Here is a 15,738-nt window from a genome sequence, read left to right as displayed (position 1 = left end):
CCTTTAGAGGCTTCTTGCTAGATTAAAAAGTAATTTGACAAAAAAAGCGTTAATAAAATGTAAAGCTATTATGATAATAAATGGTGTTAAATCTATCCCCCCGATAATGGTTGGGATAAAAGAGCGAATTTTTGCATAAAGTGGCTCTGTTAGTTTGTAGAGAATTTGCACAATGGGGTTATAAGGATCAGGTCTTACCCAAGAAATAATAGCTGCAATAATGACAATCCAAATGTAAAAATTTATTATCATACTTAAAATTTGTGCCACTGCTTCAATAAAAGTTCCTAAGACCATCTTACCTCCTTAAAATATCTTGTAAAAAAAATCTTAAAATTGGGAATAAATCACTAAGTTCTGGACCATTGCTAGCACCTGTTAATAAAAACCTTAGAGGTTTAAAAAAATGCTTACCCTTAAGATTAGAATGTTTTATGGCTTCATTTTTAAAGTCTTCATAAGAAATGTGTTGTTTATCCATAGTCTCTAGCATTGCTAGAAGAATATTTTGTAAGTCAAGAATTTCTTTTTGGAATTCTGGATTTTCTGTTTTTAAAAGTAGTGATTTTTTAACAAAGATTTTATCAATTTTTTGACGCAATTCATTGAGTGTGCTAGATTCTTGTAAATAAAGTTTTGCTAAGGCTCCAATACTTATATCCTTATAGCCTAAAAGCAAAGCTAAATCCTGTTCATTCATTCGTTTAAAGTGTTCGCGGTTTAAAAATCTTAATTTGTCTAAATCAAATTTTGCTGGAGCTTTGGCTACTTTGGAAATATCAAACCAAGCAATGGATTCTTTTAGGGTAAATACTTCTTGTGGTGTTTTATTGCCTATTAAAATTAAATAATTAGCAATAGCTTGTGGTAGGAATCCCTCATCAAGTAGCCATTGCACACTAGAGGCATCATCGCGTTTGCTCATCTTTTTGCCTTGATTGTTTAGCAAAATAGGCAAATGCGCAAAAGCGATATTTTTAGAATAATTGAGGTATTGATGGATTAATATTTGTTTGGGGGTATTGCTAACATGATCCTCCCCTCGTATAATATAATCTACATCATAGAGTATATCATCTGCTGCACAAGCAAAGTTGTAAGTGGGGGTTAAATCTTCTTTTAAGATAACAAAGCTATCAATCTCTTCCCCTGCAAATTCTATCTCTCCTTTAATAATGTCTTGAAAGCGCAGGGTTTTTTTGGGGCTTTTTAGTCGAACAACTGGATGATTATTGCTTTCTTTATGGAGTGTAGCCCAATTATCATCATAACGAAAAGCTTGGTGTTTATCTTTAGCTTCTTGACGCTTTTGTTCTAAGAAATCTTTGGTGCAGTAACAATAAAAGGCTTTGCCTTGTGCGATTAGGTATTCTGCTAATTGTCGATGATGCTGAAAATTATGGCTTTGATAGATGAGGGTATCCCATTTAATCCCAAAGAGTGTAAGTAAGAACATAATATCTTTATCTTTATCTTTGATATTTCTTGCTGTATCTGTATCTTCAATCCTTAAGAGAAATTTTTCGTTTTTTTGCTGTGCTAAGATGTAATTAAAAATTGCTACGCGTAAATTTCCTATGTGCATATCACCTGTTGGGCTTGGTGCAAATCGAAGCATAGAAGACCTTTATTGATGGTATAGACTTTAATTAGGTTGGGATTTTACCATAAAGAAAATTACAAATTATTTTAGTTTTGGGAAAAATTAGAGTTTATGGATTCTTAAAATAAGGACTTCATTTTTTTAAAATGTAATGTTAAAATTCTAAGAAACTTGCTAGTCTTTTAATGCTTTTATGAAGACTTTAGTGAGAATGTATAGAGGGGATTAATGTATAGAATCTTATTAGTAGAAGATGATTTAGAAATGCAAAGATTACTCATAGGATATCTCAAACAAAGCGGTATGGAGGTGGTAGCTACGGATAGTCCCAATAAAGCTTTGGAGATGTTAGAGAATAAAGAGAAGTTTCATTTAGCTGTGTTAGATATTATGTTGCCTGAAATGGATGGCTTAGAGCTTTGTAAAAAAATACGCAAAATCAATGATTTGCCTATTATTATGTCTTCTGCTAGAGGGGATATTAGCAGTAAGGTGTTAGGTTTTGAATGTGGAGCTGATGATTATTTGGCAAAATCTTATGAACCCTTAGAGCTAATTGTTCGGATTAATGCGCTTTTAAAACGTTATTCTACAAATGCTGTGATTATTTATAAGGATTTAGAATTAGATACAATGAAGCACAAGGTTAGTTTGCAGGGTTATTTATTGGATTTAACTCCAGCAGAATTTGAAATTTTAAGCCTTTTGCTTACCCATAAAGGGAAGCCTTATTCCAGAGAATCTCTAGCGCAAGCCATTTCAAGCATTGATAGTAATTCTTCTTTGCGGAGTATTGATACACATATTAGAAATTTGCGCTCAAAACTAGGAGATGATGCCAAACATCCAAAATATATCCAATCTGTTTGGGGGATTGGGTATAAGTTTTGTGAGTGAAAATGAAAATAACCTCTAAATTTATGCCTTCATTGTTTGTGCAGATTTATAGCTTATTTCTTATTTCTATGGTTTTAAATGCTATGATTGCTTATTATTCTAGTGTCGCAAGTTTAAAGCAAAATGAAGAAAGCATTATTACCCAAGTTGCCCTTTTAGCCCAACAATCAATGATTGAATTCATTAATGGCAATAAAACGCTTGTAGAATCCTTTGTAAAGTATTATGGATTTTCAAGGGTGGAGAAGATGGAAGCTGATGCCCATATTGTTTATGGGTATGGCAATGATTTGACTTTAATAAAGATTTTTAGATTTCAAGAAAATTATGGCTTTATGTTAGAGTATTCAGGGGATACTTATATCGCACAGAAGGATTTTTCTAAAGAGTTTATTAGCAATGATGCGAATTTGTGGATATTTTTGGATTTTTTTGTTTTAATTCTTACTTTTGCCATAATTTTGGCTATTTTGCATCCTATGAAGATTTTGCGCTTTTCTTTGGAAGAATTTACAAAAGGGAATTACAATATTAAGATCCCCATTCCAAAAGAACCACAATTAGCACTCTTAGCAAAGAGCTTTAATGCTATGACGACAAAGATTTCAAAGCTTCTTACTACAAGAGAGTTTATTTTGCGTAATATTGGGCATGAGTTAAAAACACCGCTATCAAAAGCAAAATTAGCTTTGGAGTTAATGCCTCCAAATACCCAAAAACCTATTGTTTCTAAATGTATTAGGAATCTTGATAATCTCACAAGCCAAATATTGACTTTTGAGAGAATTCAAGAAGGTAGAGATTTGCTAGATAAAAAAGATTTTTTTGTAGAAACTTTAATTTTAAGAGCGTTAGAGACTTCGTTTTTACAAGAAGAAGATTTAAATTTGGAGATTTCTAAAAATTTTAAAATTTATGGAGATTTGGATTTTTTAGCAATTGCCTTAAGGAATCTTATTGAAAATGCTAAAAAATATAGAAGCGGGGGCAAGATTGGAATTATCGCTAAAGAGAGTGAGGGAGGATTTGTTTTAGCAGTTAGCAATCAAGGGGAGAGGTTACAAAAGGATATGCAAGAATATTTTGAGCCTTTTTATAGGGATAAAAATCACGAATTAATAGCAGGTTATGGGCTTGGTCTTAGTATTGTTAGAGGAATTTTGGAGTTGCATAATATGCAACTTATGTATGAATATCAAGACCATAAGCATATTTTTTATTTTTTGATACACAAGTAAGACTATGAAAGAATATATCGGGATAGATTTAGGGAGCAATTCTTTGCGATGTGTGCGGATGAATGAAGAATTTCAAGTATTAGGGGAATACGAAGAGACGATACGGACAGCAGAGGGCTTAGAGAAGAATAAGATTATAGGGGAAGCGGCATTAAGCCGTATTATTAAAGCTTTAAAAAGAGCAAAAGAAGTTTTAAAAATTTCTCAAGATGATGAGGTAATAGCCCTTAGCACACAAGCATTAAGAGAGGCTAAAAATAGAGATTTTATTTTAGATTCCATTAAGAAAGTTACTCATATTACCTTTGAAGTGATTTCTGGGGAGGAGGAATCTTTTATTACTTCTTTAGCACCCCAAAGGGCGATTTTAGAATTATCGCAAAAATCTTTGAAATATAAGCAAGATTGTTTTTTGCTAATTGATATGGGCGGAGCAAGCAGTGAGTTTATTTTCTGCACCAACAAAGGTATTTTTGCAAAAAGTTTTGCCATAGGGATTGTAAGCGTCAAAGAGAGGTATGAGACTATGGAGAATTTTCTAGCTCATAAGCAAAAGATTATAGAACCTATTGGAGACTTTATTAAGCAAAATGCTAAAGAAGGCAGAGTGGCTAAGTTTTTAGTCGCCAATAGTGGAACGCCTACGAGTGTTTGTGCGATGAAGCTTGGGTTGAAAACTTATGATAGCAAAAAGATTTTTGCAATGGAGCTTCAAAGGAGTGATTTTGAGGAAGAATTACGAAAGTTTCTATTGCTCCCCAAAGAACAAAGGGAATCTTTGTGGGGCATTTTTAAGGCTGATGTTGTGCCTTTTGGGATTTTATTATTCTTATCTTTTATGGAGGTTTTAGGATTTATGGAAGTGCTAGTAATTGATGAGGGTTTAAGGGAAGGTGCTGTGATAGCTAGAGTATATGGCAAGATTTAATCCACCCTTTTAGGATTAGGAAGTGGAATCTTGTTTGCAATCTTGATATTTTGCGGGAAGTTTCATCCAAGTTTGAGCAGATTTTTTGGTAACTTCTAAGGTGGCGTCCATTCCTCCTGCGAGTGAGAAAAGCCAGAATTTATGCGCATAAATCCAATCAATTTGTTTGACTTGTTTATCAATAATAGTCCTCATTGGACGCGTGGCAATTTTTGCAAATTCTAATTCTTGATGCACAATGTAAGATTGCACCGCATCGGAGAATATTTTAATAAACTTATCTTCTAAAAAAAGATTCTTTATATCATCAATCTCTTCTAAGAGTTTATCCATTTTTTTAAAATTGATTTTTTCTAATTTATTTTCTTTGTTTAACCTTTCTAGTTCTTCAGTCATTTTAACCACTTTTAAAAAGAGCTTTTCAACATCTTTTTTCTTTTTGTAGCCATAATCTAAAAATTCTTTGATTTTGGCTTTAATGAGTTTTTCATTGTCTTTGATTTGCTGCTTTGTTGGGGGTTTTAAAGAAATTGGTTTTTTCTTTTTCTTAGAGAGAGATTTTAATGCTTCTTTAAATGGCATTTCTTTAGTTCCTTGGATTCTAGCTCCCCCCTCTGTTGCATTGATGATTTCTAGCTCATAGGGAGTTTCTGCAATATCTTTTTCAAAGAAGTTTAAAAACATTTTCCAAACAGGAGTAGTCTCTACATAGCCATTTCCTCCATAAGCTGGGATAAGAAGTTTTTCTGAAATATTTTCTTTTTGTAGGTATTGCTCTTCTTTCTCGCCAAAAAGTGAATCTTTTGAATGTGTTTTGCCTTCAGGAGAGAAAGATAAATCTTGTCCTATAAAAATGCAATGTTCAAATCGTGCTAATACAACAATTTCATAAGCCATATTTGCCGCACTCATACCAATGCCTGCATAGCCATATTCTTTTAAATCAAAGAAGCGGGTATAACCAAATGGGCGCATACTATAAGTTTTAATCCCTCGTGTAATAGCATTTGTAGTAGCACTATCTACGATACTTGTAATAGCAAAAATAACATCTTTTTGATATTGTGATGGTGTTTTAAGATAAAAATCTGCAGTTAGTTCTACTCTCTCTAGGGTTGTTACAACATCAGGCTTGATTCCGTATTTGGTTAAAATTGGATAAGAAGCATCAACGCTTATAATAGTAAGATAGGGGGCATATTCTTTTAAAAGCGGTAGTTGTTTATAAAGTGAAGGTCCTGTTGAAACAATGACAGCAGTATTGGTGTTTTTAATATTATGAAGTAGCTCTTTAAAAGAAGGTGTGGTAATAAGCTCTGGGAGATTTAAAATATGATGATTTAATCCAATAAGGGCATCTGTTGAATCATTCCCTACGGAAATCACATGATGTTCAAAGCTTCTTGTGATAATGGCATTCATATCAAGGCATTCTTGAGAATATCTTCCATAGTAATTATTAAAAATATGCAAGTTATAAATTTTAGAATAAATCCATTGCCCATCTTTGACTAAATATTGATCTAAAGCCCCAAAATTGCTTGTTTTTGTCCAAAAAAGCATTAATCGCTCACTAAGAATCTCTTCTTCAAAATCTGCAAAATTGAGTGCAATATAAAGGATTTCTAACTCGGGTTCAAAAACAAAAATTTTTTCAATATTTTTCTCGTGAAGTAAAAGTTTAAAAAAGACACCATTTCCAATACCAAAAAAATACAAAAAAGGATAAAGTTTAAAGGATTCAAACTCTTGCATTTTTTCTTGAGTTTCTACCAAGGGTTCTTTATGAAAAATAGCAATTTTATTTTCTTTATCGTAAATATTGATATTAAGAGGATCTTTACCGATATAAACCTCATATTTTTTATTAGGCTCTAAGATTTTAAGTTGAGCTGCTAAGAGGGGATTTTTTTGATGAAGGGCTTTCAAGTTTTTTTCAAATCTTGGGTTTAGATGTTGGGACATAGGAATCCTTTAAGAATAAAATAAGCTCATAAGAGCCTATGTGTTATTGTAAGAGTCTAAGAACATTTTGTTGGACTTGATTGGCTTGTGCCATAGCAAAGCTTCCTGATTGCGCTAGAATATTTGTTTTTGAGAAGTTTGATGATTCTTCTGCGAAGTCTGTATCGCGGATTTGAGATTCTGCAGCTTTAACATTGACTTGTGTTACGGTAATGTTATTGATAGTTACCACAAGTTGCTGTTGCACAGAACCTAAATCTGCACGAATCTTATCTAAATGCTCTTGTGCGGATTGTGCCATATCCATAACCGCCATTGCCCCTATTAAGCTTGTAACTCCTGCTCCAATTCCATTGGCATTAACTACTCCTATGGAGGTATTAGCATTAGCTCCAATAGCAGAAGCGATATTGGCATTAAATTCTCCATTAACGCTTCTTAGATTAACAGTATATTGAGCTAATCCCGAACCAGTTTGAATATTGGCTGCACCAGAGTGAAGACCAACTTGCGAGAAATTTGTTCCAGAGACTAGAATATCTCTAGCATTTAAGCGGATGAGTGTTAAGCGACCAATAATAGCATGGTCTGTCCCAGAAGCACCAGCAAACGAGCCTCCCCCGATAATTGAAGAACCGCTTGTAACTTGCATAGAAATAGCTCTACCATCCCTACTTGTAAGTTGCAATGCCCCAGAGATACTTAAAGAAGCTTGAACCCCTGTCCTTTCCTTTTGGGCATTAATAGCATTGATTAATCTTCCATCGTTGTCATTTTTTTGGACATCATTAATATCCCCAATAGCAATTCCATTAATAATTAATCCACGAATAGTTCCAGAACCAATAGCTTGCGCTCCTTGACCCATAACCTTATGGGATGCCCTAACTCCTAAAACATCAGAGTTTTTATTGATAGCCTCTGCTAAAGCCCCAATACCGGTTCCAGCACTTGTAGAGATTCTTATAGATTCTATGGAGTAGTTATTGGTTCCATCGGTATTAAGGAAATTTAATGTAACTTCATTAAAGCTACTAGCACCCCCACTTACAGACATTTCTGCTGCTGTTTCATAGCGGACATGCCCTATCTTATGAGAGTTTGTTGGTTGGATAGAAGCTTTGACTGTTGTATTAGAATACGCACCAATTTGGAATTCTTTATTGGTAAAAGCACCAGAGAGCATTTGCTGACCATTGAAGCTCGTGGTATTTGCAATATTGTCTAATTCCTCTAAGAGACGCAAGATATCGCTTTGAAGTGCGTTTCTTGTGGTGGTAGTTTGACCATCTTGTGCGGCTTGTGTGGCTTTGGATTTAATAGTATCTAAAATTTTGATTTGCTCATCCATAGCTTTATCTGCAGTTTGAATCATACCAATGGCATCATTAGCATTTCTTGTTGCTTGCCCTAGTGCTGATGCTTGAGAACGCAAACTATCAGCAATTGCCATACCCGAAGCATCATCTGCTGCTTTATTGATTCTTAAACCAGAACTTAGTTTTTCTAGGGCTTCTGACATATTCCTGTTTGTAACGATACCAGAAGTATGTGCATTTAGCGCATTAACATTTGTATTTATCCTAAAACTCATTATGCATCCTTTGCAAAAATATTTTTAAAATGGATAAAAAGCAATTGCTATTCCACTTTTGTTTTTATCTCCAATGTTTAGCTATTTAGTGTGCTGAACTCTTTAAAGATTAAAGGAAGTGTTATGAAAGTTTTGTTAGAATGCGACGATTTTTAACAAAATTAAAAAGTGGCAAGATTATTTATGCAAACACAAGAGATTTTCACTCGTTTAGAGGTAGCAACAAACAAACAAGAGTTAAAAGAAATATCAATGCTTATGCGCGCATTTGGCAAGGAGTGGCAAGAGGGCTTGGATACAGAGGCAAAAGCGCAGATTATCCAGCTTTTGCGCGATAAAGCTTTAGAAATAGTCTTATTAAAAGGCGATGTGCTAGAGCGGGATTTGTTGTGGGCTTATGGGTTGTTTGATGAGGCTTGTAAGGATGAGAGGTTTGAGAAATATATCCAGATGTGTTTGCCCTATGTAAGAGATACTACTTTATCAGATTATGAGAAACTTTTGTTTATTGATTTTTTAAGTGTGGCTTATTTGCTAAATGGGCAAAGAGAGAAAGCTATGGAGAGCTTTTTTTCTAATATCATTTATTTAAGCATTCGTGAAAATTATATGATAGAGCTAGATCCTTTTGCTACAAGTTTTTTATTTTATTATGAAATCCCCATTGAATGGATTTTAAAGATTCAAAGAGAGGCTTTAGAGGGGGAATATTACTGGGGACTTGATGATGAACACAAAAAAAGTGTTTTTTTGTGGAGTATGCACTGCTTTTGGAATGTGAAGCATTATCTGAATAATCTTAAATGGGTGGATAATTATCCTTGTTGGTTAGGAGCTTTAAAGAAGTTCCTAGAGATGGGGAATCTTGATTTAGCAATGTATGTGCAGTTTTATATTTATCACAAGTTTGGAAACTCTGCTAAAGGGATTGAGGATTGGCAGCGGTATAATGATGAAGTGGTGAAGCTTATGGAGACTTATTATATCGAGTATGGCAAAACTTTGCCAAAATGCAAAGAAAAAATCGATAATAGTCAAGGGAGAAAGATTCGTATTGGAATCTTAAAAGATAGGATTGTAGAAAATTCTCCTTATAAGGTGGAGTATTCTTTGTGCAAGGCGTTAATGCAAGATGAATCTTTTAAAGAAAAATACGAAATTATTGTTTTTTCTATGTCCTATATCCAAAAAAGTCAAGATGCTATGCCCACTATGCAGAGTTTTTGCCAAATTGGTATCCCCGTAATTTCTCCTGCTTTTAGGTTTATTACTGAACACACTTATTACTACTCTCATTTGCAAAGAGCTATACTTTTAAGACAGGCTATTTTTAATGAAGGGATTGATATTTTAATCTCTACGGTGGGTATGGATGCTAGTGATTTTTTGTTTGCCACTAGAAGCGCTCCTAAACAAATCTTTTGGAGTCATGGCAATGGGGTGTATGATATAGCAGGGATTGATGTGAGGATAAGTCATTTTTTACCCAAAAGTCCTTATGAAATCCGAAGTTTTAATGTTCCTATGGATATTGATAAATTTTATAATCCCCCTTGTGATTTAGAAGTAATAGAGCAAGAGAGGACAAAATACCCTATTACAAAAGATACCATAGTGCTTGGAGTTATTGGAAGGCTTGTAAAGGTTGATAGTGAGGAATATTTGCAGTGTATAGCTCAAGTGATGAAAAAGTTTCCTAATACGATTTTTATTGCGGCAGGAACAGGGAATATCCCAGTTATTCGAGAAAAAGTAGAAAAACTAGGTATTAGCGAGAGATTTTTTATGCCCGGATTTGTAAATCCGCATATTTATGGACACATTATTGATATTTTTTGCAGCACTTTTCCACTGGATCAAGGTGAGAGTTTAAGTGAGTTTATGGCTAAGGGAAAGGCTTGGATATGCCTTGATTTAGGAGGGTATTATGATAGATTTCAAAAGCAAAATTATCCCCAAAAACTTGTAGCACTAAAGTATTCTACTAAAGTTTTAACTTATATTAAAAATATGGATAAAATAGATGAGAAATTAAAAAACCTTAGTGAATTATTGGATTTAAGCGATATGGTGTTGCTCTGTCCTAAGAAAAATCGACCAGCGTTATCAAAGTTACCAAAGTTAAAATGTGAAATTTTAGAGGTTGAAGATGATTGTAATATTGAGACTTTAACCGATACGACTTTGGAAGTTAAAGAAAAGTCTCTTTATCTTGTTGGGGGTGCGTGGGTATTTGTCAAGAAACCTGTTTTTAGACTTTTGCCTTATTATAAAGACAATGAAATTTATAATGATCTTTATGCGGTGTTTCTTCCTAAATATCCTGATATTTTCGAAGAAGATGGTGGCAATAGTGCAGGTATATTCCGCCAAACTTTTGCTTATACTCCTAAGCAATATAGGGAATTTTTATCTTCATTGATTGATAACTCTAAACTTAGAAATAAGATTGCAAAAGCTATTGCTATGGAGTTACAAGAATTACATAAGATTCGGCAAAGATTATGTATGAGAGAGATTCAAAATATTCTAGGTGCTAAATGATTCAATCTTTCCCCTCTCGTATCGTGTTAGAGCTTACCCCGCTTTGTAATCTTGCTTGTTTTATGTGTCCTAGACATTATATTGGTGAAAAAGATGGCTATATGGAGGAGAATCTCTTTTTACGATTGGTTGATGAGGTAGCGCAAGAAAACCCAAAGGCGGTCGTGCTGCCTTTTTGGAGGGGGGAGAGCTGTTTGCATAAACTTTTTGTCCCTTTGCTTCAATATGCTATTGATAAGGGATTGAGAATACATTTATCGACAAATGGGCATTTTATGAGTGAGGAGAATTGCAGGATTTTTTATCAATGTGAGTTTATTACTTTTAGTATCCATACAGACATTGGCTATCAAAATGCCTTAAAACTTATTCAAAATAAACCAAAAGATTCTCAAACGACCTTTCAAATCTCCTTTGTCGATACCGAAAAAACGACTAATAAATATCTCCAAGATTGCGTGAGGGATTCTAGCCTTTTGGAGTTTGATAGTGTGCGCTTGTATAAGCAACACACCATTGGTGGAGAGTTTGGCAAAAATGGTGAAAAAAAGCATCAAAAGCGTCATTTTTGTCCAAAGCTCGTGCATACTTTTGTGGTGAGCAGTGATGGGTATTTTAGCCGTTGTAATCATATTTGGGAGCCTTGCAAGGAGATGAACTTAAAAGAATCTAGCATTAAAGAAGTGTGGCATAGCAAGATAATGCAAAAAATAAGACAGGAGTATCCCGATAAGCATTGCGATCCTTGCGATCAATGGAGTGGGCATACTTGTGGGGAAGTGTGGAATAAGAAAAATGGACAAATAATCCATAAAATCTTTAATTAATAAAATATGAGGTGATAGATGATTAGAGTTTTGTATTTTTCTATAAATAATGCGGTTGATGTCAGTGCAGAGGTGTGTGTGGATGGTGGAGATTCTTTGGGTGATTTGCCAAATGCGCTTGTAGTAAAGCCCGGGTATTATACTCTTTGGGATAGCTCTACTCTGCGGGGGGGGGGCTTTTGCTCTCAAAAGAGGGATTATATAGAGTGATGGATTATAGTAGTTCCCGCTCTTTTCAGGTGATTGTGTATCAAGAAAAGATTTTTGAGCTTTTTGCGGCTTTGGCTCGAATCTTTATGCACGGCTATACCGATCATAATTGCATTTTGGATCAGTGGATGCAAAGGGCAGTTTTTAGGAATGTGTTAATGGAGTGCGGACCTACTGCAACAAGTATTTTTAAGATTTTGCAATTTCTTGGAATCCCTTGTCGCATTGTGGGGTTGAATTGTCATAACAATAAGTATTGTGGGCATGTGATTAATGAGGTTTTTGTGAATAATCAATGGATATTGGTTGATTTTGACAGAAAGGTTTTTGTCGTTGATGCTAAGAATCAATACCTCTCTTTAAAAGATATTATTCTCCATAATGGGTTTTATTCAAGTAAGCTAAAGCCTATGTGTGAGGGGAGTGTTTCAAGTAGTGGTATGGCTTATGGCACTACACAGAGAGGATATTTGCAAAATAATGGCTTTTTAGCAGAATTTTATAGCTTAGATTTTCCTAAGAATTTAAAGGATTGGTATGATTCATATAATGTCTTTATGAATTCAGAAAATCCTGTTTATGAGATGTTTGTCTGTGATGATGCGCAAAATCCTTTTAAAAATCATCCTTTAATGCAAGATAAGCGACAAAAATCTTATTATAAGGTTTTATCCAAAGAGGAATTTTTGACGAAATTTTATGGAGAAGATAATGCAAATCCCTATTAGTAAGCCTTATTTTGATGAAGAAGATGAGAAGATTATAATAAAGCCTTTGCAGAGTGGTTGGGTGGTGCAAGGTCCTTTTGTCAAAGAGTTTGAAGAGCAATTTTCTACGCATACTAAAATACCCTATGCAGTGGCTTGTAGTAATTGCACGACGGCTTTGCATTTGAGTTTAGTCGCACTTGGGATTGGTGCAGGTGATAAGGTAGTTGTTCCTTCTTTTACTTATGTTGCCTCTGCAAATGCTATTGAATACACAGGGGCTACCCCGATATTTTGTGATATTGATTTAAAAAGCTTTAATTTAGATGTCCAAAAGCTTGAAGAGATTGTCGCTAAGGATAATATCAAGGCTATAATGCCTGTGCATCTTTTTGGGCTTTGTGCGAATATGCCTAAAATTATGGAGATAGCTAGAGAATATCAGCTTAAAGTGATTGAGGATTGTGCTTGTGGCTTTGATTCTTGGATTGGAGATAGGCATAGTGGAAGCTTTGGGGATTGCGGTTGTTTTAGCTTTCATCCTAGAAAGGCTATTAGTACAGGTGAGGGGGGGATGTTGGCTACAAATGCTAAAACTTTCGCAGAGAAAGTAAGGTGTTTAAGGGATCACGGAGCAAGTAAATCAGACTTAGAGCGGCATTTAGAGGAAGGGGGTTCTTTGTTGCCACATTTTAATACTTTAGGCTATAACTATAGACTTACAGATATGCAAGGGGCTTTGGGTGTAACGCAAATGCAAAAGGCACGAAAGATTATGCAAGAGCGTAGAAAAATCGCACGATGGTATGATGAGGCTTTGAGAGATTTTCCTTTGTTGCTTTTGCCCAAAACTCCAGAGGGCTTTACACACAGCTATCAAAGCTATGTCGCACTTTTTGCACCTTCTTATGAGGGATTGACTTTAGAGATGATTGATAAATACAACAAAAAAAGAAATCTTTTAATGCAAAAGTTAGAATCTCTAGGAATATCTACAAGACAAGGCACGCACGCAGTTCATACTTTGGGCTATTATCACCATAAATATTCTTTAAAAGAGGAGGATTTTTTAGTCTCTTTAGCCGCTGATAGACTTTCTATCTCCTTACCATTGTATCCGCAAATGCGTGAAACAGAGTTTTCTTATGTGATAGAAGGCATTCAAAAGGTATTTAGCTAATGTGTGGAATCGTGGGCGTTATTGCTTTTAACAAATGCCCTATTGCGACGAATAATCTTGTTAAAATGGTTGATTTATTGCAACACAGAGGGATTGATGATGCGGGTTATTTGTTTTTTCATACTGGATTACACCATAATATAAAAGTTTCTTTTCATCAAGCATTCTGCGATGAAAAGTTTAAATCTCTTTCGCCCTTTTTGCCCTCCATTCAAGACAAAGCTAGTATTCAAGAGATAAATTCGCACGATTGGGATATTTTCTTAGGGCATCGTAGGCTATCTATCATCGACACTACTTCTGCAGGACATCAGCCAATGAGTGATTTATCTAAGAATCTTTGGGTGAGTTATAATGGGGAGATTTATAACTTTAAAGAAATTCGTGCAGAATTAGAGAAGTTAGGCTATCAATTTTATACAAAAAGCGATACAGAAGTTATTCTCTATGCCTATGCAAAATGGGGCATTGAGTGCGTGCATAAGTTTAATGGAATGTTTGCCTTTGCCCTTTATGATAATTTTAAAAAGAAGTTTTTTTTGGTGCGGGATAGGTATGGAATCAAACCTCTTTATTACCAAATAGATAATGAAAAGCTTATTTTTGCGAGTGAGGCTAAGGCGATTTTGGCTTATGAGGGGGGTGGGAAACTTGATTATGAAGCATTATTAGAGTATTTCACCTTCCAAAATATTTTTACTAACAAGACTTTGTTTGAAAATATCTCTTTGCTAGAATCAGGGCATTATTTAGAGATAGATTTAGTGAGTAAGGAATGTATTAAGCGGCAATATTGGGATTTTTGTTTTGAGGATTCTTGGTGTTTGAAAGATGAGAGAGAATATATTGTTGAGCTAGAGCGTTTATTTACTCAAGCAGTTAAAAGGCAGTTACAAGCCGATGTTTTGGTGGGGAGTTATTTAAGCGGGGGCATTGATAGTAGTAGTATTTGTGCGGTTGCTTCGAGATTTTTGCCTTATTTAAATACTTTTTCTGTCGGCTTTGATTTGACTTCTGCTAAGGGCATTGAGCTTGGATTTGATGAGCGAGAGATTAGCGAATATCTTTCGTATTTGTTTAAAACAGAGCATTATGAGATGGTATTAAAAAGTGGAGATATGGAGAGATGTCTAAGGGACTTTAGCTATCATTTAGAAGAGCCAAGAGTAGGGCAGAGTTATCCAAACTTTTATGCCGCGAAGTTAGCAAGTAAATTTGTGAGAGTTGTATTGTCTGGTTGTGGAGGAGATGAACTTTTTGGCGGGTATCCTTGGAGATATTATAGAGGAGGGGATAATCCAGATTTTAAGAGTTATGTGCAGGAGTATTATGTTTTTTGGCAAAGGCTTGTTCCTAATAGTTGGCTCAAAAAACTTTTTGCACCTATTGCCAATAGAGTCGATAGTGTCTGGACAAGAGATATTTTTGAAAATGTCCTAAGGCGAGCAAACACTCATCCAACTTGTGAGGAAGAGTATATTAATAATTCTTTGTATTTTGAGGCAAAAACCTTTTTACACGGGCTTTTAGTGGTCGAAGATAAACTTTCTATGGCACATTCTTTAGAGAGTAGAGTGCCGTTTTTGGATAATGATTTAGTGGATTTTGCACAAAAGATTCCACTTTCTTTGAAGCTTTCTTTAAGGGATAATCCACAGAGGGTGGATGAAAATAGTGTGATTCAAAAGAATAATATACGATTTTTGCAAACCAAAAACAATAAAAGGATTTTTAGAAAAATGGTGAGTACATTTATCCCAAAAGAGGTTGTAGAGGGAGCAAAAAAGGGATTTTCTAGCCCAGATAGCAGTTGGTTTAGCGGGGAGAGTATGGCATTTGTCAAGGAAAAGTTATTTTGTAAGGATTCTTTACTCTTTGAATTTTTGGATTATAACACTTGCTATGAGTTGGTAAGTAGCCATTTAAGAGGGGAGCATAATTACCGATTACTAATTTGGTCGTTATTAAACTTCAATGAATGGTGTGAGATTTATTTGCGTAAAGCTTGATATTCGCTTCTCCCTCATCAATCTTAATATTTGTAG

Annotated in this window: 13 protein-coding genes; 9 read left to right on the top strand and 4 right to left on the bottom strand. The window is 34.7% G+C overall.

Features of this window, described 5'->3' with window-relative positions; all coding sequences use genetic code 11:
- Positions 1 to 3: 3 nt before the first annotated feature.
- Together C6H18_RS06950 and gltX are read right to left on the bottom strand one after the other, a co-directional pair.
- Positions 4 to 297, bottom strand: a complete 294-nt coding sequence (locus C6H18_RS06950; protein ID WP_104722384.1) for a YggT family protein — start codon at positions 295 to 297, stop codon at positions 4 to 6.
- Between the two features lies 1 nt (position 298).
- Positions 299 to 1,618: a glutamate--tRNA ligase gene (gene gltX, locus C6H18_RS06945; protein ID WP_104722383.1), complete on the bottom strand. Its 1,320-nt coding sequence runs from the start codon at positions 1,616 to 1,618 to the stop codon at positions 299 to 301.
- 213 nt (positions 1,619 to 1,831) lie between these two features.
- Here gltX and C6H18_RS06940 point away from each other — a divergent pair, with 213 nt between their 5' ends.
- Genes C6H18_RS06940 through C6H18_RS06930 form a run of 3 tightly spaced genes read left to right on the top strand, consistent with a single transcriptional unit; the run spans position 1,832 to position 4,666 of the window.
- On the top strand, positions 1,832 to 2,500 hold the full coding sequence (locus tag C6H18_RS06940) for a response regulator transcription factor (protein ID WP_104722382.1): 669 nt from the start codon (positions 1,832 to 1,834) through the stop codon (positions 2,498 to 2,500).
- Between the two features lie 2 nt (positions 2,501 to 2,502).
- A complete protein-coding gene (locus C6H18_RS06935) occupies positions 2,503 to 3,738 on the top strand; it encodes an ATP-binding protein (RefSeq protein WP_104722381.1) in 1,236 nt (411 codons plus the stop codon).
- A 4-nt stretch (positions 3,739 to 3,742) separates the two neighbouring features.
- Complete coding sequence (locus C6H18_RS06930; protein WP_104722380.1) at positions 3,743 to 4,666, top strand: Ppx/GppA phosphatase family protein; 924 nt, start codon at positions 3,743 to 3,745, stop codon at positions 4,664 to 4,666.
- 15 nt (positions 4,667 to 4,681) lie between these two features.
- Here C6H18_RS06930 and C6H18_RS06925 read toward each other — a convergent pair whose 3' ends face one another.
- Both C6H18_RS06925 and C6H18_RS06920 read right to left on the bottom strand, forming a co-directional pair.
- The gene (locus tag C6H18_RS06925) at positions 4,682 to 6,631 is read right to left on the bottom strand and encodes a motility associated factor glycosyltransferase family protein (protein WP_104722379.1); all 1,950 of its coding nucleotides are present in this window, start codon (positions 6,629 to 6,631) and stop codon (positions 4,682 to 4,684) included.
- Positions 6,632 to 6,674: 43 nt separating this feature from the next.
- Positions 6,675 to 8,225: a flagellin B gene (locus C6H18_RS06920; protein ID WP_104722378.1), complete on the bottom strand. Its 1,551-nt coding sequence runs from the start codon at positions 8,223 to 8,225 to the stop codon at positions 6,675 to 6,677.
- Positions 8,226 to 8,408: 183 nt separating this feature from the next.
- Between C6H18_RS06920 and C6H18_RS06915 the strand changes: the two genes are divergently transcribed.
- The 6 genes from C6H18_RS06915 to asnB are packed head-to-tail and all read left to right on the top strand — an operon-like array spanning position 8,409 to position 15,702.
- Positions 8,409 to 10,769 carry a glycosyltransferase family protein gene (locus C6H18_RS06915; RefSeq protein WP_104722377.1) on the top strand — a complete coding sequence of 787 codons (2,361 nt, stop codon included), beginning with the start codon at positions 8,409 to 8,411 and terminating at the stop codon, positions 10,767 to 10,769.
- Positions 10,766 to 11,596 carry a radical SAM/SPASM domain-containing protein gene (locus tag C6H18_RS06910; RefSeq protein ID WP_104722376.1) on the top strand — a complete coding sequence of 277 codons (831 nt, stop codon included), beginning with the start codon at positions 10,766 to 10,768 and terminating at the stop codon, positions 11,594 to 11,596. The genes C6H18_RS06915 and C6H18_RS06910 overlap by 4 nt, the downstream gene beginning before the upstream one ends.
- An 18-nt stretch (positions 11,597 to 11,614) precedes the next feature.
- Positions 11,615 to 11,806, top strand: coding sequence for a hypothetical protein (locus tag C6H18_RS06905; RefSeq protein WP_104722375.1), 192 nt, complete (start codon positions 11,615 to 11,617; stop codon positions 11,804 to 11,806).
- Positions 11,806 to 12,534 (top strand): transglutaminase domain-containing protein, encoded by a 729-nt coding sequence (locus tag C6H18_RS06900; protein ID WP_104722374.1) that lies wholly within the window; start codon positions 11,806 to 11,808, stop codon positions 12,532 to 12,534. Before C6H18_RS06905 ends, C6H18_RS06900 begins: the two co-directional genes overlap by 1 nt.
- On the top strand, positions 12,518 to 13,693 hold the full coding sequence (locus tag C6H18_RS06895) for a DegT/DnrJ/EryC1/StrS family aminotransferase (protein ID WP_104722373.1): 1,176 nt from the start codon (positions 12,518 to 12,520) through the stop codon (positions 13,691 to 13,693). Before C6H18_RS06900 ends, C6H18_RS06895 begins: the two co-directional genes overlap by 17 nt.
- A complete protein-coding gene (asnB, locus tag C6H18_RS06890; RefSeq protein WP_104722372.1) occupies positions 13,693 to 15,702 on the top strand; it encodes an asparagine synthase (glutamine-hydrolyzing) in 2,010 nt (669 codons plus the stop codon). The genes C6H18_RS06895 and asnB overlap by 1 nt, the downstream gene beginning before the upstream one ends.
- Positions 15,703 to 15,738 lie beyond the last annotated feature (36 nt).

It is taken from the genome of Helicobacter mesocricetorum, from assembly GCF_900198605.1.
Taxonomy (GTDB): Bacteria; Campylobacterota; Campylobacteria; order Campylobacterales; family Helicobacteraceae; genus Helicobacter_D; species Helicobacter_D mesocricetorum.
The sequence above is the reverse complement of the archived record's forward strand: the minus strand, read 5'-3'. Positions and strand labels throughout refer to the sequence as shown.